Source organism: Methylobacterium sp. J-026, assembly GCF_022829585.1.
Taxonomy (GTDB): domain Bacteria; phylum Pseudomonadota; class Alphaproteobacteria; order Rhizobiales; family Beijerinckiaceae; genus Methylobacterium.
The window spans coordinates 1-17,163 of record NZ_JAKSYC010000322.1; the positions used below are offsets into that span (position 1 = coordinate 1).

The 17,163-nt window shown below is 71.7% G+C and carries 18 protein-coding genes; 10 read left to right on the forward strand and 8 right to left on the reverse strand.

Annotated elements, in window-relative coordinates; genetic code table 11:
* A partial coding sequence (locus tag MKK69_RS27695; RefSeq protein WP_243973369.1) for an NAD(P)H-dependent oxidoreductase occupies positions 1–456 on the reverse strand: 456 nt, incomplete at its 3' end.
* Positions 457–506: 50 nt separating this feature from the next.
* On the opposite strand from MKK69_RS27695, the gene MKK69_RS27700 reads away from it, so the two are divergent.
* From MKK69_RS27700 to MKK69_RS27715, 4 genes are read left to right on the forward strand one after another with little or no spacing between them, the layout of a single operon-like run.
* Positions 507–866: an ArsR/SmtB family transcription factor gene (locus tag MKK69_RS27700; protein WP_243973371.1), complete on the forward strand. Its 360-nt coding sequence runs from the start codon at positions 507–509 to the stop codon at positions 864–866.
* A complete protein-coding gene (gene arsC / locus MKK69_RS27705; protein ID WP_243973373.1) occupies positions 859–1,296 on the forward strand; it encodes an arsenate reductase (glutaredoxin) in 438 nt (145 codons plus the stop codon). Before MKK69_RS27700 ends, arsC begins: the two co-directional genes overlap by 8 nt.
* A gap of 34 nt (positions 1,297–1,330) precedes the next feature.
* On the forward strand, positions 1,331–2,626 hold the full coding sequence (locus MKK69_RS27710) for an arsenic transporter (RefSeq protein WP_243973375.1): 1,296 nt from the start codon (positions 1,331–1,333) through the stop codon (positions 2,624–2,626).
* 6 nt (positions 2,627–2,632) lie between these two features.
* Complete coding sequence (locus MKK69_RS27715; RefSeq protein ID WP_243973377.1) at positions 2,633–3,796, forward strand: MFS transporter; 1,164 nt, start codon at positions 2,633–2,635, stop codon at positions 3,794–3,796.
* Between the two features lie 209 nt (positions 3,797–4,005).
* Here the strand turns inward: MKK69_RS27715 and MKK69_RS27720 are convergent, their stop codons facing one another.
* Both MKK69_RS27720 and MKK69_RS27725 read right to left on the reverse strand, forming a co-directional pair.
* Entirely contained in the window at positions 4,006–5,334 is a 1,329-nt protein-coding gene (locus tag MKK69_RS27720) for a DUF5666 domain-containing protein (RefSeq protein WP_243973379.1), read from the reverse strand.
* An 11-nt stretch (positions 5,335–5,345) separates the two neighbouring features.
* Positions 5,346–6,191, reverse strand: coding sequence for a DUF6502 family protein (locus tag MKK69_RS27725; RefSeq protein WP_243973381.1), 846 nt, complete (start codon positions 6,189–6,191; stop codon positions 5,346–5,348).
* 151 nt (positions 6,192–6,342) lie between these two features.
* Here MKK69_RS27725 and MKK69_RS27730 point away from each other — a divergent pair, with 151 nt between their 5' ends.
* The 3 genes from MKK69_RS27730 (at position 6,343) to MKK69_RS27735 (ending at position 7,632) form a co-directional block, all read left to right on the forward strand.
* Positions 6,343–6,669 carry a hypothetical protein gene (locus MKK69_RS27730; RefSeq protein WP_243973382.1) on the forward strand — a complete coding sequence of 109 codons (327 nt, stop codon included), beginning with the start codon at positions 6,343–6,345 and terminating at the stop codon, positions 6,667–6,669.
* Positions 6,666–6,800 (forward strand): hypothetical protein, encoded by a 135-nt coding sequence (locus tag MKK69_RS31120; protein WP_279598654.1) that lies wholly within the window; start codon positions 6,666–6,668, stop codon positions 6,798–6,800. The genes MKK69_RS27730 and MKK69_RS31120 overlap by 4 nt, the downstream gene beginning before the upstream one ends.
* 442 nt (positions 6,801–7,242) lie before the next feature.
* Complete coding sequence (locus MKK69_RS27735) at positions 7,243–7,632, forward strand: hypothetical protein (RefSeq protein ID WP_243973383.1); 390 nt, start codon at positions 7,243–7,245, stop codon at positions 7,630–7,632.
* 18 nt (positions 7,633–7,650) lie between these two features.
* Here MKK69_RS27735 and grpE read toward each other — a convergent pair whose 3' ends face one another.
* The 3 genes from grpE to MKK69_RS27750 all read right to left on the reverse strand — a co-directional run bounded on the left by grpE (position 7,651) and on the right by MKK69_RS27750 (position 12,664).
* A complete protein-coding gene (grpE, locus tag MKK69_RS27740) occupies positions 7,651–8,274 on the reverse strand; it encodes a nucleotide exchange factor GrpE (RefSeq protein WP_243973384.1) in 624 nt (207 codons plus the stop codon).
* Between the two features lie 88 nt (positions 8,275–8,362).
* Complete coding sequence (locus tag MKK69_RS27745) at positions 8,363–11,155, reverse strand: [protein-PII] uridylyltransferase (protein ID WP_243973414.1); 2,793 nt, start codon at positions 11,153–11,155, stop codon at positions 8,363–8,365.
* A gap of 87 nt (positions 11,156–11,242) precedes the next feature.
* Positions 11,243–12,664 (reverse strand): TAXI family TRAP transporter solute-binding subunit, encoded by a 1,422-nt coding sequence (locus tag MKK69_RS27750; protein WP_243973385.1) that lies wholly within the window; start codon positions 12,662–12,664, stop codon positions 11,243–11,245.
* Between the two features lie 224 nt (positions 12,665–12,888).
* Between MKK69_RS27750 and MKK69_RS27755 the strand changes: the two genes are divergently transcribed.
* Positions 12,889–13,416 (forward strand): regulatory protein RecX, encoded by a 528-nt coding sequence (locus MKK69_RS27755; RefSeq protein ID WP_243973387.1) that lies wholly within the window; start codon positions 12,889–12,891, stop codon positions 13,414–13,416.
* A gap of 57 nt (positions 13,417–13,473) precedes the next feature.
* On the opposite strand, the gene MKK69_RS27760 is transcribed toward MKK69_RS27755, so the two are convergent.
* Positions 13,474–13,866, reverse strand: a complete 393-nt coding sequence (locus MKK69_RS27760) for a BrnA antitoxin family protein (protein ID WP_243973389.1) — start codon at positions 13,864–13,866, stop codon at positions 13,474–13,476.
* Positions 13,841–14,128: a BrnT family toxin gene (locus MKK69_RS27765; protein ID WP_243973391.1), complete on the reverse strand. Its 288-nt coding sequence runs from the start codon at positions 14,126–14,128 to the stop codon at positions 13,841–13,843. The genes MKK69_RS27760 and MKK69_RS27765 overlap by 26 nt, the downstream gene beginning before the upstream one ends.
* A 192-nt stretch (positions 14,129–14,320) precedes the next feature.
* Between MKK69_RS27765 and MKK69_RS27770 the strand changes: the two genes are divergently transcribed.
* On the forward strand, positions 14,321–15,532 hold the full coding sequence (locus tag MKK69_RS27770) for a putative DNA modification/repair radical SAM protein (protein WP_243973392.1): 1,212 nt from the start codon (positions 14,321–14,323) through the stop codon (positions 15,530–15,532).
* Between the two features lie 86 nt (positions 15,533–15,618).
* Positions 15,619–17,151, forward strand: coding sequence for a UdgX family uracil-DNA binding protein (locus MKK69_RS27775; protein ID WP_243973393.1), 1,533 nt, complete (start codon positions 15,619–15,621; stop codon positions 17,149–17,151).
* The last annotated feature ends 12 nt before the right edge of the window (positions 17,152–17,163 follow it).

The following is a 17,163-nucleotide window of genomic DNA, read 5'->3' on the forward strand; positions in this document are numbered from 1 at the left end:
CTGCGAGCCGCCGGACACCTGCATCACGGCGAGGGTGCGCCCTTGGGTCGGCCGCACGCTGCCCTCGGAGAGCGGCAGCCAGTCGATCTGGCTTTTCATCACGCCGGTGAGGGTGCCGTGCCGCTCCGGTGAAACCCACACTTGGCCCTCGGACCAGATCGAGAGGTTGCGCAGTTCCTGCACCTTCGGGTGATCGGCGGTCGTGTCGTCGGGCAGGGGCAGGCCGTGGGCGTCGTAGATCCGCACCGCGCCGCCCATCGCCTCCAGGAGCCGGGCGGCCTCGTAGGCGAGGAAGCGGCTGAACGAGCGCTCGCGCAGGGAGCCGTAGAGGATCAGGAACCGGGGTGCGTGCGTGAACGGCGCCGCGGCCTGCACGCTCTCGCGGGTCGGCACCACGAAGTGCGCCGCGCTCAGGTTCGGCAGGCCATCGGTGAAGGGCTGTGCGGGCTTGTCCAAGGATCGGCTTTCTCGTATCTTCAAACGATATTTTGAAGATTGTAACGAAAATGGACGAACCGCAAGCCCTCGCCGCGTTCGCGGCCCTCGCACAGGAACACCGTCTCCGCTTGGTGCGGGCGCTCGTCACCGCCGGCCCGGACGGCTTGGCCTCGGGCGTGCTGGCCGAGGCGATGGGCATCTCCGCCGCCGCCGTGTCCCATCACCTCAAGGAACTGAGCCACGCGGGCCTTGTCGCCTCCCGGCGCGAGGGCCGCTCGATCATCTACAGCGCCGCCTACCCGGCTCTGTCCGACCTGATCGCCTTCCTGATGCGCGACTGCTGCCAGGGCCACCCGGAGGTCTGCACCCCGGCGATGGCCGTGCTGGCGACCTGTTGCCCCGCCACCGGAGAAACCGCCCGTGGCTGAGCCGTTCGACATCGTGATCTACCACAACCCGGACTGCGGCACGTCCCGCAACACCCTGGCGATGATCCGCAATGCCGGCGTCGAGCCGCACGTGATCGAGTACCTCAAAACCCCGCCCGCTCGGGCGCTGCTGATGCAGCTCCTCGCCCGCGCCGGCCTGTCGGTGCGGGACGTCGTGCGGGAGAAAGGCGCGCCGTTCGCGGCGCTGAACCTCGGCGATCCGGCGCTGACGGATGCGCAGCTCCTGGACGCCATCGAGGCGCACCCGATCCTCCTCAACCGCCCGCTGGTCGTCACGCCCAAGGGGGTCCGCCTGTGCCGACCGTCGGAAGCCGTGCTCGATCTCCTGCCGGTGCAGCAGGGCGCGTTCGTCAAGGAAGACGGCGAGCAGGTCGTTGACGAGCACGGCCGCCGCGTCGCCACCGCCTGAGCCCCGCACCAACCCATGAGACGAAAACGCCCGGATGCTCGCGCTCGCCCTTTTCCTTGCCACCCTCGTGTTGGTCATCTGGCAGCCCGCGGGCCTCGGGATCGGGTGGAGCGCCCTGGCCGGCGCGGGTATCGCCCTCGCCACGGGCGTGATCCATCCGGGCGACATCCCGGTGGTCTGGCATATCGTCTGGGACGCCACCTTCACCTTCGTGGCGCTCATCCTCATCTCCCTGCTGCTCGACGAGGCCGGGTTCTTTCACTGGGCGGCCCTGCACATCGTCCGCTGGGGGGGTGGGCAAGGCCGGCGGCTGTTTCCGCTGGTCGTGCTCCTGGGTGCGGCCATCGCGGCCATATTCGCCAATGACGGCGCCGCCCTGCTGCTGACCCCGATCGTGCTGGCGATCCTGCTCCGGCTCGACTTCAAGCCGGAGGCCGCGCTGGCGTTCATCGTCGCCTGCGGGTTCGTGGCGGACAGCACCTCGCTGCCGCTGGTGATCTCCAACCTGGTCAACATCGTCTCCGCCAACGTCTTCGACGTGACCTTCGGCCGGTACGCCGCCGTGATGGTGCCGGTGAACCTGGTGTCCTTGGCGGCGACGCTTGTGGTTCTGTGGACCTACTTCCGGCGCGACGTGCCGGCGGCCTACCCGATGGACGCGCTGGCGCGTCCGGCTGGCGCGATCCGCGATCCGCTGGTGTTCCGGGCGGCGTTCCCGTTGCTCGGCGTGCTCCTGCTCGCCTACTTCGTCACCGCGCCCTTCGGCGTGCCGGTATCGGCCGTCACCTGTGCCGGCGCGGCGGTGCTCCTGCTGCTCGCCAACCGGGGCGGAATCATCCCGATCCGCAAGGTCCTGACCGGCGCCCCCTGGCAGATCGTGCTGTTCAGCCTCGGCATGTACCTCGTGGTCTACGGCCTCCGAAACGCCGGCCTGACCGACGAGCTGGCGAAGGGGCTGGTCTGGCTGGCCGGGCATGGCCCGTGGGTCGCCAGCATCGGCACCGGCTTTGCCGCCGCGCTCCTGTCGTCGGTGATGAACAACATGCCGAGCGTGCTGACCGGGGCGCTCGCGATCCAGCAGGCCCCGGACCTGCCGCCGCTGATCCGCGAACTGATGATCTATGCCAACGTGATCGGCTGCGACCTCGGGCCGAAGTTCACGCCGATCGGCAGCCTCGCCACGCTGCTCTGGCTGCACGTCCTCGCCGGCAAGGGCCAGAGGATCACCTGGGGCCAGTACATGAGGGTCGGCCTGGTCATCACCCCGCCCGTGCTGCTGGTCACGCTGCTGGCGCTGGCGGCATGGCTGCCGCTGCTCGGCGCCCGGTAGCCGTCCGTGTCCGAGGCCCGGCGCTGGCCGGTGATCTCCGCCCTCGGCGTGGTCGAAATCCTCGCCTGGGGGTCCTCGTTCTACCTGCCGGCGGTGCTCGCCGGTCCGGTTGCCGAAAGCGCCGGCTGGCCGTTGTCCTGGGTGGTCGGCGGCCTGTCCGTCGGTCTGCTGGTCGCCGCCGTCGCCTCGCCGCATGTCGGGGCGGCGATCCACCGCCACGGCGGCCGCCCGGTCCTGGCACTGGCGGCGCTGCTGCTGGCGGCCGGTCTGACCACGCTGGCGCTCGCGCCGGTCTTGCCGGTCTACCTCGCCGGCTGGCTGCTGCTCGGCCTCGGCATGGGGTGCGGATTGTACGACCCGGCGTTCGCCACCCTCGGCCGGCTCTACGGCGCGGAGGCGCGGCCGGCGATCACCACCCTGACCCTGTGGGGCGGGTTCGCGAGCACCGTGTGCTGGCCGCTGTCGGCGTTCCTGGTCGCCCATGTCGGCTGGCGCGGCGCCTGCCTGGCCTATGCCGGCCTGCACCTCGGGGTAACCCTGCCGCTGGTGCTGCTGCTGATCCCGAACCCCCCGACGCTGCCGGCGGCGGCGGAGCGCCACAGGGCGAACACCGGTCCGCTGTCGGTTCAGGAGCGCCGGGCGTTCCTGCTGTTCGCCGGGGTGCTGATCCTCGGCGGCGCGATCCTGTCGCTGGTGTCGGTCCATCTCTTGACGCTCTTGCAGGCGCGGGGCGTGGCCCTGGCCGCGGCCATCTCCTACGGGGCCTTGATCGGCCCGGCGCAGGTCGGCGCCCGCATCGTGGAGATGTCGTTCCAGGGCCGGCATCATCCGCTCTGGACCCTGACCGCTGCCCTGGGGCTGGTCGCCCTCGGCCTCGCGCTGCTCGCCTACGGCCCGCCCGGCGTTGGGGTCTGGCTGGTGCTCTACGGCGGCGGCAACGGGATCTATTCGATTGCGCGGGGCACGGTGCCCTTGGCCCTGTTCGGCTCCGTCCGCTACCCCTTGATGGTCGGCCGCCTGGCCCGGCCGGGGCTGGTCGCGCAGGCGCTTGCCCCACCGGCCGGCGCGTTCGTGCTGACCCAGGCCGGCCCGGATGCCCTGTGGGGGCTCCTGCTCGCCCTGAGCCTCGCCAACCTCGGCCTCGTCGGAGCGCTCTGGCGGACGCGGTAGCGCGATCGCAATGCATCGTCCGCTCCCGCCCCTGATCCGGACCCTCCGCCCCTGTTCACCGAACGCCCGCCCCCAGCCATACCAGACCTATGCCGGGCCACGCCGATCCCGGCGCCGCGTCCCGGGCCGGGAACCGGAGCGATGCGGGTGATCTCCGATCCCGCATCGTCTCGTCCCAAACGCCGGTGGCCGCCTTGCGGCACGCGCCTCTAGCGCCGGCCCCCCGGCGGCCCTGCGGGTCCGCCGCCGAACCCGCCGAACCCGCCCGGACCGCCGCCGCCCGGCCCACCGGGTGGCCCGCCGAAGCCGCCGGGGCCGGCCGGGGGAGCGCCGGGGCCGACCGGGAAGGTGCCGGGCGGTGCTCCGCCGAAGCCGCTTCGCGGGGCTCCGAACCCGCCTTGTCCCACGGCGCCGGGGATCGGGCCGGATCCCGAGCGGGTGTCGATGCCGGGCCCGCGCGGTTCGCCCATCCCGCCGAGGCCGTCCGCCCGCCCGCCGGGCTCGGCGCCGAAGCGTCCCGGCAGCTCGTCGGGCAGGTTGCGCAGGTCCAGGCGGTCGCGTTCCCGCTCGAAGCGCGGGGCGTCCGGCTGCGGCGGCTCGGGGGCGATGCGCTCCTCGATCCGCAGCCGGTCCACCGTCAGGTTGCCGTCCGGCGCGATGGCGGCGGTCAGCACGGCCCGGACGCTCCCCTGCCGCGGAACCTTCGGGCCCGGCCGGCCCGTGGCCCGGTAGCCGGAGCCGATATCCAGGCCGGTGCCCGCGCGGCCGATATAGGCCTCGATGGAGACCTGCTTCAGCCCCGGCGGGAACGGCAGGCCGAGTTCCGCGGCGTTGGTCGCGGTGAGGGTGCCGTCGGCCCCCGTCCCGGTCACCAGGGCGCGCCGGCCCGGCGGCAGGGCGTCGGCCCCCGTCAGGCGCAGGCCGCCGATCATCAGGGCGCCGTTCTCCCCGCGCCGGACGGGCCCGGCGACGCGGTCCGGTCCGGCCGCGCGCGGCTCGACGAGGCTCGCCACGATCACCCCGTCCGGCCGGCGCAGGCCACTGACGGCGACCCGCGTCCCCGGTGTCCAATCGCCGGACAGGCCCGCGGTCGAGACCCGCTGCCCGAGCACGATCATCCGGCCCGGCGCGACCGAATCTACCGGCCCGACCACCTCGCTGGTCACGTCGATCCGGCGCGTGGCGAGGCCGCCGCCCTCCGGCCGGGCGATCACGTGGACGACGTGCCCGATCTTCAGGTCGGTCGCCTGCGCGGCCGCGCCGTCGATGCGCACCGCCACCTCCGGCGGATAGGCGATGCGCAGGTCGTTGACGATGATCGAGCCGAACCGGCGGATCGTGCCGATCACGCCGGTGCCGCCGATGCCGCGGTCGCCCTCGCCGAGGGGATCGTTGCGCGGCGCATCGGTCCGCATCATGCCGGTGCCGCCGATGCCCTGATCGCGCGGCGCCTCCTGCGGGCGGAGGGAACCCGGCCGCAGCATCGCTGCCCCCGCGAGGAGGCGCAGGACGAACCGGCGGTTTGGCGGGGATCGCACCGGCCGGCCTCTCAGCGCTCGTCCGTGGGGCGCGCGGGCGGGGCGGCTTCCGCGTAGACGTAGAGACCGAAATTCCAGCGGTGATCGCCGCCCGGATCGGTCTGGCAGGCGGCGTGCGCCTCGCGGTTGGCCTGCTGCAGCGCCGCCATGGCGATCTCGCGCGCCCGCGCCTCGAGCTTCACCGCGAGGTCCTTCGAGAGCCCGTCGTAGTGGACGGCCCGTTCCAGGAACCGCGGCGTGTCGCCGACGATGTTGGCCACGGCGGCCGCGATGTGGTCGTGCAGGTTGCGGCCGAAATAGTAGAGCTGCGGCCCCTCGGCGCCGTCACCCTTGGGCACGTAGGCGGCCTCCGCCAGCACGATCCGGTCCTGCGCGTCCGTGAAGGCCAGGCCCCGGTCGAGCCACTCGTCCAGGACCGCCCGGGGCCGCAGGTCGCGGGTGACGCCGGCGACGAGGCTCTCAAAGGAGGCGGCGTCGCCCTCGGCGGTCCGCGGCAGCGGCAGGGGATGGCCCTGCGCATCGGTGAAGGCCGGATCGGCGATCCAGCGGGCGATGATCCGGCTCGTGCGCGAGACCACGGCGGGCACCGCGCTCACCGGCGCACCGGCCCCGCGCAGGCGCCGGACCTCCTTGCGGTGGATGCCGGTGAGCAGGGAGACGCGGCTGTCGGTCTGCTCCTTGCCGGACAGCGCGAAATCGTACTCGGCCACGTTCACGTAGAGCTCGCGCAGCAGGTCTGTGAGGGCCGGGAAGGTGATCCCGCGGGCCACCAACAGGCGCACCAGCGGGCGCAGGAGCCGCGCCAGCGGCGCGTGCAGGCTCGCGCCGTCTCGCGGTGTATCGGCAGTCTCGGACATGGCCGCATCGTTATCGCATGTGGCGTGGGAGACAATCCCACAGCGTGCGCGGTCGCACATGGACACACGATTTCCGAATTGACGTGGGATTTTTGCACACGTAAACGAAATGCGTGGTCAAATTTCCCACACGAACCGCGGAGCCTGGATCATGACGGTCGAGACGCGCCTTCTCGTCCCGCAAGCGTTGCCGCCCCTCACGATCCCGCCCGCCGCCGCCCGCCGGATCCGGCAGGGTGATCCCATGCCGCGGCTCGGACGCATCCTCTGCGTCCTGGCCGCCCTCGCGCTGCCCGCCTTCGGCATCGCTGTCGCGGATATGGTCCACCGCGCCGGCGAACCGAGGGCGTCGCAGGCCGCCGCTCCCGTCATCCCCTCAGACGGGGCGGCGGCACCCCAGGGTGCCGGCACGCCGGTTCGGGCCTTGAGAGCCGTCAGGACCGCGAACGCCACCGGGACCGGGGAGGTGCGGTCGTGATCGCCCTGTCCGAGCCCGGCCGCGCCGATCCGGCGCCGGCTCCCGATTGCGGCGGCGCCCCGGTGCTCGACCTCGCGCTCTGCCTGATCCTCGCGGTGACCGTCGTCGGCCTTCTCCTCCTGGCCCTCTGACCCCGCCCCGCGGACGAGACCCCCAAGACGGCAGGCGTTCAACCGCGCTCCTCGTCCCTCGGACCGGTTGCGCCGCGGGCGGCGGCATCGCGTATGCCTGCAACGATAAGCTGTCGGCCCGGGTCGAGGCCCTGTATCGCCATCGTCGCCGAGCTTTCGTCGGAACGGCACACTACAACGTCGGTGCCCCGGCGTATTATGATGCCGGCAAACAGGATTCCCGGTCCGTCCTTCTCAGGGCGGGGATGAACTCTGGTTTCTAATCAATATTGATCGCGGCGGATCTTGACGGATCGGCCGGTCTGAGTCGCTATGCACGGCGTTCGGCTTCGGGCCGTCGTCAGCCGGTCGCGCTTGGCCATGACCGGTTCGGGATCGTCGATGCCGGATGCCGCGCGGGCGTCACCGTGCGGTGACGGGGGCATCTCCGACAGGATCGGCCGTGACCACGCCCAGACACACGCACCGCCCGCACGCCGCCGCAGCGGCGCTTCTCGTCCTCGGATTGGTGGCCTGCGCCGCAACGGCGTGGGCCCAGGAGATCATCCCGCCCGGGCCCTCCGGCCGGGGCGCGGTCCTGATCTACGGCAACTTCTGCGGACCGGGTAACCGCGGTCCCGGCTACAAGCCCATCGACGCCCTCGACCGGGCCTGCGCGCACCACGATGCCTGCTCGGCCGATCCCCTGTCGGGAACCCTGACCCATTGCGCCTGCAACCGCCGCCTCGAGGCCGAAGCGGGCGCGGTCGCCCGCGACAGGCGGGCGCCGGCGCAGACCCGCGAGACGGCCCAGTTCATCGCCGACTTCGCGACGGCGCTGCCCTGCCAGTAGGGCCGCGCCGCGCGCCGATCAGGCGGCGTCGGCCGGGTTCGCCGCCTTGGGCCCGCCCTTGGCCACGCCGACCAGGGCCGGCCGGAGCACGCGGTCGCCGATGACGTAGCCGGACTGCACCACCTGCACGACGGTGCCGGCCGGGACCTCCGGGTTCGGCACCTCGAACATGGCCTGGTGGCGGTTCGGGTCGAACTTCTGGCCCTGCGGCTCGACGATCTTCACCCCGTGGCGCTCCAGGGTCTTGCCGAGATCCCGCTCGGTGAGCTCGATCCCGTCGATCAGGCCCTTCAGGGCACCGTCGGTCCCGGCCTTCGCGTCCGCCGGGACGCTGTCGAGGGCGCGCCGGATGTTGTCGGCGACGTTGAGGACATCCCGGGCGAAGTTCGTCACCGCGTAGGCGCGGGCATCGGCCACCTCGCGCTCGGTCCGGCGGCGCAGGTTCTCCATCTCGGCGAGCGTGCGCAGCATCCGGTCCTTCAATTCGTCCCGCTCGGCGGTGAGCAGGGCCAAGGCCTCCGCGACGGGATCGACCGAACCCTCGGCGCGCGAACCCGCGGCCGCATTGTCCTGGGCCGCGCCGGCACCGGCTTCGACCGTGGTCTGACGCTGGTCGTCCTGGGGCATGTCGTTGCTCGTCATCGTCTTTCAGTCGTCCGGCGGAGGGCGGCTCGGGCAATCGGAACCGGCGCTGATATCTGGCGAGGGGCCGGCGAAATCAACCCGGGGCTCATGCCTCCCGCGGCGGCGGCGCCGCGACCAGGGCCTCGAGCCCCTCGGCCTTCAGGGCGGCGACATCCCCCGCGAACACGTCCATCACGGCGCTGCGGATCGCGGCCTGCCGGTCGGGCTGCGTCACCCGCGTGCCCGTGAGGTCGGTGACGTAGAAGACGTCCACGGCCCGCTCGCCGAAGGTCGCCACATGCGCCGAGGTGATGTTCAGCGACAGCCGGCCGAACGCCGTGGTCAGCTCGTAGAGCAGGCCCGGCCGGTCGAGGCCCGTGACCTCCACCACGGTTTCCCGGCTCGACAGGGCGTTGTCGAGGGTGACGTCCGGCGGCACCGGGAAGGTTTTGGCGCGGGCGCTCGACGGCGGGTGCTTGTCGGCCACGAGGTCGGCGATGCGGATCTCGCCCTTCAGGGCACGCTCGATCGATGCCGTGATGCGCCGGGTCCGGCGCAGCTCGTCCTCGTCCCGCTCGAAGGCCCGCGAGATGAAGATCGTGTCGAGGGCGAAGCCGTCCGTGGAGGTGAAGATCTGCGCGTCGACGATGTTGCTGCCCGCCGCCGCGCAGGCGCCGGTGATGATGGCGAGCAGGCGCGGATGGTCCGGCGAGTAGATCGTGATCTCGGTGACGCCGCGCACGGGGTCGAGGGCCACGTCGGTCGCGCTGGTGCGGCCGTCGGCGAGGGCCGCGCGCAGGAACATCGCGTTCTTGAACTGGCGCGTGCCGTCGACCTTGAGCCAGTAGGCCTGCCCGTGCCGGGCCGCGTAGGCGTCGAACTCCTCCGAGGTCCAGCCGGGCAGCTGCTCGCGCAGGCCCATCTGGACGAGGCGGACCCGGTCGGTCCGGGCGATCTCGGAATGGCCGCCGGAGAGGAACACCTCGGTCTCGTCGTAGAGCGTCCGGATCAGGGTGCCCTTCCAGGCGGTCCAGACCCCGGGGCCGACCGCCGTGATGTCGGCCACCGTCAGGATGGTCAGGAGCTTCAGCCGCTCCAGGGTCTGCACCCGGGCGGCGAAGCGCTCGATCGTCTTGGCGTCCGAGAGGTCGCGGCTCTGCGCGGTCATCGACATGAGCAGGTGGTGCTCCACCAGCCAGCGCACGGTCTCGGTCTCGGCCTGGTTCAGGCCGAAGCGCGGGCAGAGCTTCTCGGCGATGGCCGCGCCCGCGATCGAGTGATCCTCCGGCCGGCCCTTGGCGATGTCGTGGAGCAGGATCGCCACGTAGAGCGCCGTGCGGTTGTGGATCGTGTGCACGAGGCGGGAGACCAGCGGGTAGGTCTCCTGGCTGCGGCCCGATTCGATGTCGGCCAGCACGCCGACCGTGCGCAGCAGGTGCTCGTCCACCGTGAAGTGGTGGTACATGTTGAACTGCATCATCGCGACGATGCGCCCGAAATCCGGGATGAACCGGCCGAGCACCCCCGCCTCGTTCATCTCGCGCAGGGCCTCCTCCGGGGCGTTCCGGGAGGTGAGGATGTCGAGGAACAGGCGGTTCGCCTCGACGTCGACCCGCAGCGTCGGGTTGACGAGGCGCAGGGAGCGGCTCGCCAGCCGCTTGGCGTCCGGGTGGATCGCGAGGTTGTGCCGGTCGGCGAGCCAGAACAGGCGGATCAGGTTCACCGGGTCGCGCTCGAAGGCGTCCTCCGCGCGCAGGTTCACCCGGCCGTGGTCGATCCAGAAATCCTCCGCCTCCATGGCGGTGGCGCGGAAGCGGTCGCGGAACCGGCCGATCCAGCGGTCGAGCACCGGCGTGCGCTTGGCGTGGCGCGCCTCCAGCTCCGCGCAGACGATGGCGGTGAGGTCGCCGACATCCTTGGCGAAGCGGAAATAGGCCTTCATGAAGCGCTCGACGCCCGACAGGCCGCCGCGGGCCTCGTAGCCGAAGCGCTCGGCGATCCGCGGCTGCAGGCCGAAGGACAGCCGCTCCTCCGACCGCTTGGTCACGAAATGCATGTGGCAGCGCACCCGCCACAGGAACTCCTCGCAGCGCTCGAACAGCGCGTATTCCTCGGGGGTGAACAGGCCGGCGCTGATCAGCTCGATCTGGTCGCGCACCCGGTAGGTGTACTTGGCGATCCAGAACAGCGTGTTGAGATCGCGCAGGCCGCCCTTGCCGTCCTTGACGTTGGGCTCCACGAGGTAGCGTGACGAGCCGGCCTTCGAGACGCGCAGGTCGCGCTCGCGCAGCTTGGCGTCCACGAACTCGGCCGCGGAGCCGACCACCAGCTCGGCGTCGAAGCGCGTCACCAGCTCCTCGTACAGGATCCGGGTTCCGAACAGGAACCGGGCCTCCAGGAGGGCGGTCCGGATCGTCATGTCGGCCCGCGCCTCGCGCAGGCATTCCTCTACGGACCGGGTGGCGTGGCCGACCTTCAGCTTCAGGTCCCAGAGGACGTAGAGCATCGCCTCGACGACGCTCTCCGACCACGCGGTCTGCTTATAGGGCAGCAGGAACAGCAGATCGATGTCCGAGCCCGGCGCCATCGTACCCCGCCCGTAGCCGCCGGTGGCGACCACGGCGAGCTGCTCGCCGGTGGAGGGGTTGTCGTTGGGGTAGAGCCGCCAGACCACGGCGTCGTGGATGGCCCGGACCACGGCGTCCGTGAGATTCGAGAGCGCCTGGGCGCAGCGCAGGCCGTTGCGATCCTCGAGGAGCTGGGCCTCGGCGGTGCGGTGGCCCTCCTCGATCACCCGGCGCAGATGCGGGACGAGCGCGGCCCGGAGCTTGGTGGGCTCCCGGGCCTCGCGGTCGAGGCCTTCAAGGACCGTTTCAAGGGCTGCGGCGGGATCGAACATGGCTCCCGTTAGCATGATATCCCTACGCCGCCAGCCACGCGGCGACAGCCGCGGCGTTCCGAGGCCGCGGGGCGCCGAAGCCGGTCACTACTCCGCCACCGGCAGGTCGAGGGCCAGGAGCCGCGCCGTCCGGTTGCGGGTGGCCGCCGACGGCTCGGTCTGCCCGGCCTGCCGCCGCGCATCGGCGATGGCGGCGTGCACCCCGTCCACCGCCAGGATCAGCGCGCTCACCGTGCGGGCGTCGATGCTGCGCTCCCGGGCGTAGCAGACCACGTCGGCCACGAGGCCGTCGGTCTCGATCGCGATGGCGTCGAGTTCGGCGGTGTTCGTCGAGGCGCGCACCTCGCGCAGGATGTCGAGCAGGCGGTCGAGGACGTAGTCGACCCGCTCCCGGCGCTTGCGGGCGAGGCGCTGCCCGATCCAGGCGAAGCCGGAGCCGATGGTGCCGCCGAAGAACGCGAACAGGTAGATGTAGTCCTCGTACCGGTCGAGGAAGGTCTGCTGCTCGCGCTCGAAATAATCGACCGCCCCCGGGTGATTCGGCAGCCGCGCCGAGGTCGCCGCCACCGTCGTGTCGAAGTCCGGGGCCTTCATCAGCTTGGCTGCCGGGGCCGCCGCGGCGAGCCGCGAGCGCCACTCGAACAGGTGCTGCGTGGCCGAGGCGACCGCGACCCGGCTGACCGTGCCGCGCGCCATCAGGCGGTAGGAGGCGCCGACGGTGCGGACCTCCTCGTCGGGGCGCTTCGGACGGCCGCCGAAGGTCCCGGCCGGGATGGTCACCGATTGCAGCTCCGGGAAGCGCTGCAGGATCGCGTCGCCGTCGGGGATCGAGACGAAGCCGACCTTGTGCTCCGGCGATCCGAGTTCCACGGCGCGCACCACCGCGGCCGCGGTCTTCGAGGCGGGACTCGCGATCACCGCGACCGCGTCGACGCGCTTGTCGGTGAGGGCGGCCGTGACTTCCCCGACCTTCAGGGGCACCACGACGACGTGGCCGGCCTCCGCCTCCTCGGCGCCGGGGCCGTTCTCGGGGGCCGCCTCGCCCCGATTGTCCGGCGCGAGGTCGTAGAACGAGAGCAGGTTCGTCAGGAAGGGCAGATCGGCGCTGTGCCGCACGACGATGCCGAGTCGCTTGCGCGCCAGATCGGGCACGTCGTCGATCCCGGCCGCCTCCGGACCCACGATGACCAGGGCCTCGTCGTGCAGGATCGCCAGCGTCAGGCCGTTCTCGGGGAGGAACACGTCGGGACGGACCACCGCGAGGTCGGCGCGGTTCCGCTGGAGGGCCATGGCGCTGTCGCGGACGTCGTCGTAGCGCACCACCTTGAGGCGTACATCCTCGCGCGCCCGATCGAGGGCCTGGGCGTAAGCCTCGATCAGCGCGGCCTCGGGGCCGTCCTGGGGGCCGACCGCGACCGTGAGGGTATTGGGACGCGACAGGTAGACGATCGCGGCCGCGACCGCCGCCAGGCCCAGGGCCACGAGGACCAGGAGCCACTCGCGCCGCATCAGGGCTGTCGCCGCGGCGCGGAGGCGTCTCCGACAGGGGCCACGGCTGCGGTCGGGCGGAGAACGGGGGTCCGGGCCATGGCCGAGCCTGTCGCGTTGCGCGCGTTCCATACCCATTGCATGGAACGGAAACCTGTCGAGATCGTGAAGAACCGGTGAAACCCCCATTCGTTGCAGAATCCGCGCCAGAACGCCGCGACCGGGAGATCAGGCCGCCCGGCCCGGTGAGCGCGGCCTGGCTCGAACGCGCGGCGCTCCACTATCTGGAGCGCTACAGCGCCTCGACCGAGATGCTGCGCCGGACCCTGGCGCGGCGGGTCCAGAAGCGGGCCCGGGCCCGGGGCGAGGATTCGGAGGGCTTCGCGGACCTCGTCACGGCGACCGTGGCCCGGGCGGTCTCGGCCGGCCTCGTGGACGATGCACGCTTCGCCGACACCCGCTTGGCGACGCTGCGCCGCCGCGGCACGTCGAGCCGGGGCGTCTCGGCCAAGCTCGCCGCCAAGGGGGTTCCGCGGGAGGTGGTCGAGGCCGCCATGCGGGCGGAACGCGACGCCATGCCCGACGGGGCGGCGGAGGCGATCGACGTTCAGGCCGCGCAGGCCTACGCCAAGCGCCGGCGCCTCGGTCCGCACCGCCGCCCGGACCAGCGCGCCGCCCACCGCGACCGGGACCTCGCCGCCCTGGCCCGGGCCGGCTTTTCCTACGACCTCGCCCGCCGGGTGGTCGACGGGGACGGGGATCCACCGATGTGACTGGCGCGCCTGGGACGGCGCGCCGATCGGATCGTGGCCGTCGCAGCCAGCAAAGCCTCAGGCGTGGGCCTTGGATCCCTTCGGCGCGCGCCGGCCGATGCCGCGCCGCGCCGCCACGTCCGCGGTCTCGGCGCCCCTCCGCGCCGCGGATGGCTCGAGCCCGCCGGCCAGGATCTCGTGCATGCGTACCTGCCAGCCGTCGCCGGTCGCCCGATAGGCGTCCAGAAGCGCCGGGTCGATCCGCATCGTGAAGTTGACCTTGGCATCGGCCCGCCTCGGACGCCCGCGTCCGCGCTTCGGCAGCAGCTTGAACACCTCCGGCACCTCCCGGGCGGGACGTAGCGCGGCCAGATCCGCTTCCGTCAGCTTCGGGTTGTCGGAGACCTCGTCCCAGTCCTCCTGCGCGTAACCCGGATCGGGCTCTTCAGGCTTCGGTGCGGTATCGGGCATAGGCTTCCCTTTCGTCAGGGTCGGCGATGCGGAGGCTGACGAGAGACAGCACTTCCGTGCCGAGGGGTGAGACGATGACGGCGACGACGCGCTCGCCATTCCCATCACCGATCAGCCTGTCGCGTGCGCGGCCGGTGCGGCTCGCCCGGGCCGGGTGGATCAGCGCCGTCTCGCCGTCGAAACAGGAGTCGAAGTCGGCGAAGTCCAAGCCGTGCTTGGCGAGGTTCGCCAGACGCTTCGGCTCGTCCCATGTCGTCGGCATCGAAATATCGTAGGGGCGTTTATTCTGCGAGGCAAGGCCTTTGAACGCGCAGACGGACGCGTTCGGTTCGTTCAGGGCGAGCGCGGCCGCCGGCGAGATCCCGCTCGATCCTCGCCGGGGTGCGGCATCGCGGCCCGGGGCGAAAGGCCGGCTGGCCTTGCACCTTCGGGCTCGTCGTTCATTGTCTGTTCGATGGACGAAACCCTCGCCAAGAAGCTGCGCATCCTGGCCGATGCCGCGAAATACGACGCCTCCTGCGCGTCCTCGGCGGCGCCGAAGCGCGCGGCCGGCAAGGACGGTTTGGGCTCCACCACCGGGGCCGGGATCTGCCACGCCTACACGCCGGACGGGCGCTGCGTCTCCCTGCTCAAGATCCTGCTGACCAACTGGTGCCTGTTCGACTGCGCCTATTGCATCAACCGGCGGTCCTCGAACGTCCGGCGGGCCAAGTTCACCGTCGAGGAGGTCGTCAACCTCACCCTGAACTTCTACCGGCGCAACTACATCGAGGGCCTGTTCCTGTCGTCGGGCATCATCAAGTCGCCCGACCACACCATGGAGCTGCTGACCCGGGTGGCGAAGTCCCTCCGGCGCGATCACGGCTTTGCCGGCTACATTCACCTCAAGTCGATCCCCGAGGCGAGCCCCTGGCTGATCGAGGAGGCGGGCCTCTACGCCGACCGGCTCTCGATCAACGTGGAATTGCCCACCGAGGCCAGCTTGGAACGGCTCGCCCCCGAGAAGGACGGGGCCGCGATCCAGAACGCCATGGCGCAGATCGGCGAGCGCATCGTCGAGGCCAAGGCCGAGAAGCGGCGCTTTTCCCCGGCCGGGCATTCGACCCAGGTGATCGTCGGAGCCGATGCCACCACCGATGAGGCGCTGATCCGCAAGAGCGCGCATCTCTACGGCAGCGTCGGGCTGAAGCGGGTCTATTACTCGGCCTTCAGCCCGATCCCGGACGGATCGGCGATCCTGCCGCCGAAGCCGCCGCCGCTCCAGCGGGAGCACCGGTTGTACCAGGCCGATTGGCTGCTCCGGTACTACCAGTTCACCCCCGATGAGGTCGCCGACGCCTCGGAGGGCGGCATGCTCGCCCTCGACATCGACCCCAAGCTCGCCTGGGCGCTGAAACACCGCGAGAAATTTCCCGTCGACGTGAACAAGGCTGACCGGGAATGGCTGCTGCGCGTGCCGGGCCTCGGCGCCCGGGCGGTGGACAAGATCATCACGGCGCGCCGCCACGCGACCCTGCGCCTCGACGACGTCGCCCGGCTGACCTCGGGGCTGAAGCGGGCGCGGCCGTTCCTCGTCGCCGCCGACCACCGCCCGGTCGGGCTGACCGACCGGCTCGACCTGCGCGCCCGGCTGGTCGAGCCGGCGACGCAGCTGAGTTTGTTCTGATGACGCTCGGAAACGCGCCGCTCCCTCGCCCCTCTGCGGGGGAGGGTGAGCCGGCCGTCAGGCCGGGTCGGGAGAGGGGCAGCGCGATGATGCAGGATGGCGCGGTCGTCGCGACTCATCAGGAAGCGGCGCTCCCCTCTCCCGACCCCCTCCGGGGGCCACCCTCCCCCGCAGAGGGGGGAGGGAATGCGCGCGCGCCGCAAAGCATCCTCCTGCGCCCGGGCGCCGATCTCACCGGCTTCCGCGACGCCGCGCGCCGGCTCATCGCGGAGGGCATCCCCCCCGAGGCCGTGGCGTGGGCGGTAACGGATTCCCCCGGCCTGTTCGGCACCGAGACCGCCCAGGCCCCCGCCGCGCCGCTCGCCCTGCCCAAACCCGTCGCCGCCCTGATCCCGCAGGTGATCCCCCACCGCGACCCGGAGCGTTACGGGCTGCTCTACGCCCTGATCTGGCGGGTCTGCCACGGCGAGCGGCACCTCATGGAGGTCGGCAGCGATCCCCTGGTCCACCGCCTGCACCGGATGGCCAAGGCGATCGGGCGCGACCTGCACAAGATGCACGCGTTCCTGCGCTTCCGCCGCGCCGAGGACGCCGCTGGCGAGCATTTCGTGGCGTGGTTCGAGCCCGACCATCACATCCTGGAGGCGGCGGCGCCGTTCTTCGTCGCGCGGTTCCGCGGCATGCGCTGGTCGATCCTGACGCCGGAGGGGTCGGCCCACTGGGATACCGAGACCCTGACCTACGGGCCGCCCGGGGACCGGGCGTCGCTCCCCGAGGGCGACGGCTTCGAGGCCGGTTGGCAGACCTATTACGAGAGCACGTTCAACCCGGCCCGCACCAACCTGAAGGCGATGCGGGCGGAGATGCCCAAGAAATATTGGCACAACATGCCCGAGACCGCCGCGATCCCCGCCCTGGTTCGGGCGGCGGCGGGGCGCACCGATGCGATGATCGAGAGGGAGCCGACCTTGCCCACACGCCGCGAACCCGCCCGCGCCGTCGCCGCCATGGCCGATCAGGACCCCAAAACCCTCGAGGCGCTGAACGCGATCATCAAGCGCACCGAGCCACTGGTGCCGGGCGCCACGCAGGCGGTGCTCGGCGAGGGGCCGTCCGGCGCCACGATCGCCTTCGTGGGCGAGCAACCCGGCGACCAGGAGGACCGGCAGGGCCGCCCCTTCGTCGGGCCGGCCGGGCAGTTGCTCTCCCGGGCCATGGCGGAGGCCGGGATCGACCGCGGGGCGAGCTATCTCACGAATGCCGTCAAGCACTTCAAGTTCGAGGAACGCGGCAAGCGCCGCATCCACCAGAAGCCGACGGCCGGCGAGGTCAGCCACTATCGCTGGTGGCTCGATCGGGAGCTCGACTTCGTGGCCCCGAAGCTCGTGGTGGCGCTGGGCGCGACAGCGGTGCTGGCGCTGACCGGCAAGGCGGTCCCGATCACCCGGGCGCGGGGCCCGTTCCGGTTCGACCGGTTCGAGGACCGCGTCCAGGGTTTCATCACGGTCCACCCGTCTTACCTGCTGCGCCTGCCCGACGAGGCGAAAGAGGAGGCCTACGCGGCCTTCGTGGACGACCTGCGGCGGGTGGCGGAGATCGGGCGCGAACTCGCGGCTTGACCCGCTAGGGTC

Excerpts from the sequence above, each read along its gene's own strand:
- grpE (WP_243973384.1), bottom strand. The coding sequence starts at position 8,274 with ATGACGAGCAACGACATGCCCCAGGACGACCAGCGTCAGACCACGGTC.
- MKK69_RS27710 (WP_243973375.1), top strand. The coding sequence starts at position 1,331 with ATGCTCGCGCTCGCCCTTTTCCTTGCCACCCTCGTGTTGGTCATCTGG.
- MKK69_RS27750 (WP_243973385.1), bottom strand. The coding sequence starts at position 12,664 with ATGCGGCGCGAGTGGCTCCTGGTCCTCGTGGCCCTGGGCCTGGCGGCG.
- MKK69_RS27775 (WP_243973393.1), top strand. The coding sequence starts at position 15,619 with ATGATGCAGGATGGCGCGGTCGTCGCGACTCATCAGGAAGCGGCGCTC.
- MKK69_RS27725 (WP_243973381.1), bottom strand. The coding sequence starts at position 6,191 with ATGTCCGAGACTGCCGATACACCGCGAGACGGCGCGAGCCTGCACGCG.
- MKK69_RS27765 (WP_243973391.1), bottom strand. The coding sequence starts at position 14,128 with ATGCCGACGACATGGGACGAGCCGAAGCGTCTGGCGAACCTCGCCAAG.
- MKK69_RS27730 (WP_243973382.1), top strand. The coding sequence starts at position 6,343 with ATGACGGTCGAGACGCGCCTTCTCGTCCCGCAAGCGTTGCCGCCCCTC.
- MKK69_RS27745 (WP_243973414.1), bottom strand. The coding sequence starts at position 11,155 with ATGTTCGATCCCGCCGCAGCCCTTGAAACGGTCCTTGAAGGCCTCGAC.
- MKK69_RS27770 (WP_243973392.1), top strand. The coding sequence starts at position 14,321 with ATGGACGAAACCCTCGCCAAGAAGCTGCGCATCCTGGCCGATGCCGCG.
- MKK69_RS27700 (WP_243973371.1), top strand. The coding sequence starts at position 507 with ATGGACGAACCGCAAGCCCTCGCCGCGTTCGCGGCCCTCGCACAGGAA.
- MKK69_RS27760 (WP_243973389.1), bottom strand. The coding sequence starts at position 13,866 with ATGCCCGATACCGCACCGAAGCCTGAAGAGCCCGATCCGGGTTACGCG.